The 3480-nt window shown below is 35.6% G+C and carries 5 protein-coding genes and 1 pseudogene; 5 read left to right on the top strand and 1 reads right to left on the bottom strand.

What is annotated here, in order from left to right; all coding sequences use genetic code 11:
* The first annotated feature begins 296 nt into the window (after window positions 1-296).
* The 4 genes and pseudogenes from I6F65_RS21025 (at window position 297) to I6F65_RS21010 (ending at window position 2836) form a co-directional block, all read left to right on the top strand.
* Window positions 297-1001, top strand: a complete 705-nt coding sequence (locus tag I6F65_RS21025; protein WP_197114757.1) for a hypothetical protein — start codon at window positions 297-299, stop codon at window positions 999-1001.
* A 5-nt stretch (window positions 1002-1006) separates the two neighbouring features.
* Window positions 1007-1459 (top strand): hypothetical protein, encoded by a 453-nt coding sequence (locus I6F65_RS21020; protein WP_197114756.1) that lies wholly within the window; start codon window positions 1007-1009, stop codon window positions 1457-1459.
* 56 nt (window positions 1460-1515) lie between these two features.
* Window positions 1516-1821: pseudogene (locus I6F65_RS21015) on the top strand (transposase); the annotation flags it as partial.
* A 343-nt stretch (window positions 1822-2164) separates the two neighbouring features.
* Entirely contained in the window at window positions 2165-2836 is a 672-nt protein-coding gene (locus I6F65_RS21010; RefSeq protein ID WP_197114752.1) for a hypothetical protein, read from the top strand.
* 112 nt (window positions 2837-2948) lie between these two features.
* Here the strand turns inward: I6F65_RS21010 and I6F65_RS21005 are convergent, their stop codons facing one another.
* Entirely contained in the window at window positions 2949-3170 is a 222-nt protein-coding gene (locus I6F65_RS21005) for a hypothetical protein (protein WP_139015414.1), read from the bottom strand.
* A gap of 173 nt (window positions 3171-3343) precedes the next feature.
* Here I6F65_RS21005 and I6F65_RS21000 point away from each other — a divergent pair.
* Window positions 3344-3480 (top strand): transposase family protein (locus I6F65_RS21000; protein WP_197111189.1); only part of this gene is annotated, 137 nt, incomplete at its 3' end.

Here is a 3480-nt window from a genome sequence, read left to right as displayed (position 1 = left end):
AATGCGCAATGGCAACTGTATTGTCTTGTTCATAATATAGAAAAGCTGCAAAACACGATGCATTAAGAAGGGTAAGCGCTTTTACCCTAAATAAAAGCCACTCAAGTACCCGTAATCCCGTCCAAAACGCCAATTAAAACAACACCAAACTCCCACTTTATATTCTGCATAAAATACAGTAATCGATTGAACCAAAATAGGAACTCAGCTATGGTTTGTTTATCAATAAAAATAAATAAAAAAACGAGTTAATCTACAGGCTCGTTAGATTACATCATTAAATTATGGAGAATAAAATGCAAAATGGATCGCAAGAAGATCAAGAAATATTTGAAGCGTCAATTCAGGCGTTACAGTCTGAAATAGCAAATGCAGGCGTACATATGATAATCGATGCAGAAGCTCGCAAAGCTTATTCCAAACAAATATTGAAAATTTCTACAGAACTAAGAGTAAGTGCAAATACTGGAAGAATTACTTGGGCTGTAGCAGCCTCTCAAGCCCAAGATACCAGAAACATTGTAATGTATGTGATTAGATCTAGAAGTACGCCTGTTGGTTTGGCTATGGCACAACGACTGAAAAGTGAAGGAAGAACGTTAAATGAGCTTATTGCAAGGAAAACAAAACAACTATATGGGAAAACTAGTACATTTGATGGATTATCTAAAACTAAACAAAATATCGTCTATTCTGAAATTGTGAAATCTGCTGGAAAGTCTGATCCCAAAGTTACAGCTTCAATGAAAATGCTATCTTCTACTGGTAGGGGCTTAGTCTTTTTGTCTATTGCTATATCTGTATATACAGTTGCTACCGCTGATAATAAATTTGATGCTGCAGGAAAAGAAGTCGTGATAACTGGTGCAAGTATAGGAGGAGGCATTGCAGGAGGAGCTTTAGCTGGTTTAGCGTGTGGTCCAGGAGCTCCTGTTTGTGTGACCGTTGGTGCATTTATTGGCGGTGGATTAGCCGCTTTTGGCGTAAGTATGGCTTGGTGAACAATATGATAATACTCGAGAGCCAAGAATTTAGTACAAAGCCCACCTCCTCAGAACAAAGTGGTATATTTTTAGGTAACACTAAAACGAATAAAAATATTGATGGTAGTTATTTGGAGCTTAGCATTAAGGCAGGCACCAAATATCTTGTCTTTATGACTGACGACATCCCTAATGAAGATAAGCTTCATATTCATCTTTTGGATGAAAGCTTAGATGTTATAGATTCAGCTACGATTGGAAGTATGTATTCAACGGGATCTTTCCGAGATTACAATATTCGAGATTCTAATACGTTAACTTTTTATTTTATTGGAGAAACTGAGTGGAAAGTAGAAATATTGGAGAACAAAGAGTTTTTATTTCCATTTATTTCATTACCCAAAGGGGTTTCTAGGAAGAGAGCCTTTTCTCAATATTTTAAAATATATGGTAACCCACAATCAGAGGTTCAGTAATCTAACAAGATAATTGGACTCCCAACCTCTAGGTAATCCCCCCTAGGTTTAAAGCAGGCAAAGATGCAGCTGCTTGTATAGGTTTGACACCGACTCAACATAGCTCTGGTGGTAAAGTAAGTTTAGGTAAAATAAGCCGACGTCGAAATACAACATTACGTAGTTTACTCATTACAGGTGCGATGGCTGTCATCCAACAAGTTGTTAAACGAGAGCCAAAAACAAGTAAAGAACGCTGGCTTAAAGCGCTAATAGAACGACGAGGAAAAAAGTGTGCAGCAGTCGCATTAGCCAATAAAACGGTTAGAACCGCTTTTTCTTTAATCAATAATAAAACAGAATATAAAGCTGTTTTATTATAAAAAAATCAAACATCAATTTTAGCTAAATTAATAGTTCCCTTCCAAAACATCAATTACAACAATATCAAACACGTCTTTATATGCTGCGTAAAAATACAGTAATCAATTGAACCAAAATAGGAACTCAGCTATGGTTTGTTTATCAATAAAAGCAAATAAAAAACGAGTTAATCTACAGGCTCGCTAAGTTTCCTTACATCGGAGTTTGTATGCGTTCCAAGGAAGAATTGAAATTTCTAAAAGATAATGAAAATTCATTATATGTAATTCATTACTCATGTCAGGGATTAAATGATGATAATGAGGGGTATTCACCTCGTATCACATCAATTGCAGCTCTACAATGCATAGCTTTTCAATACATCTTGTTGCGGAGATAAAAAAAATCACTCGTGATGAAATACATAATCATAATGATGAAATTGAAGCAACGATGTTAGAAGATTTCTATCAATTTATACAAAACCACCAAGACTGTTATTGGCTTCACTGGAATATGTCCAATATTAACTTTGGTTTTGAGACTATTGAGCATAGATATAGAGTGTTAACGGAAAAGCAGCCGCCTAAAGTCGAGGACTCTAAGAAACATAATTTATCATCAATAATTACTGAGAAATTTGGTAAAAAGTCTTTCGACCTTCCACGTATGCCTAGCATTATGGCATGTAATGGTGGGCCTCACAGAGACAACTTAATTGGTGCGGAAGAAGCCGAAGCTTTTAAGAGAAAAGAATATTTGAAATTACATAAGTCTACTATGGCAAAAGTATACTTTTTCCAGTCCATCTACCAAAAAGTTCAATCTAATAAATTAAAAACTATCAGATCAAATCTACCAGCAAAGTTAAATCGATTAGTGGAGTCTTTGCCTTCAAAATTACTGGCACTTGTTGCTGTATTATATTCAGTGTGGCAATTAAGTTACTCTGCTTACACGACAATAGAGCCTCAAAATAAAGAAATAGATTCTGAGCAAGTAACGGAAACTAACAAGAAAATCAACAAGGACTAAAACAGCGGGCTGTTCGCTCTGCTCCATTTTAGCCCACTATTTTTAGCCAGTTATTTGGGCGTTGAGGGTCTAGAATTACTCATTCTCAGGTAGTGTTCAAAAGTCTTACTATCTAAATAAAGTCTTGTTCCCCGTCAGTTTTAACCAATTTTAACAACCAACTACTAAACTTACCCCAACTAGAATTTGTCTCTAGCCATTTTTCAGGGTCCTCATCATGTGAAAACACCGAAAAGCTATTGCACCCTCTTGCTCCTTTAAGATCAAAGCCTAAAAAGTCTCCTCTACCAGTAATCGAACCAATAATTAATAAATCAGGAAATATGTTTTTCATATTTAAAAAAACATTTTTAGAAAAAGCCTCTAAATCTTCTAATTTATACAGTTTTATCCCTAGTCCATATTCATCAATATAAAGTGTTGAAGCCCCAACATCAGGGCAAGATCACGAACTTTACCTTGACTTAAAAGTATGATCTTATACTCCTTTTTTCAAGGAGCATTCTCATGCTTGATATTCAGCTATTTAAATATTTCGAATCAATCGATGATCCTCGCCAACAAGGTAAAGTGGTTCATAAACTATTTGATATCATATTCTTAGCCGTCAGCGCTGTTGTGTCTGGATGCCAAGGCTGGGAAGA

Source organism: Pseudoalteromonas sp. SWXJZ94C (assembly GCF_015864385.1).
Taxonomy (GTDB): Bacteria; Pseudomonadota; Gammaproteobacteria; order Enterobacterales; family Alteromonadaceae; genus Pseudoalteromonas.
This window is presented reverse-complemented; position numbering and strand designations above follow the sequence as displayed.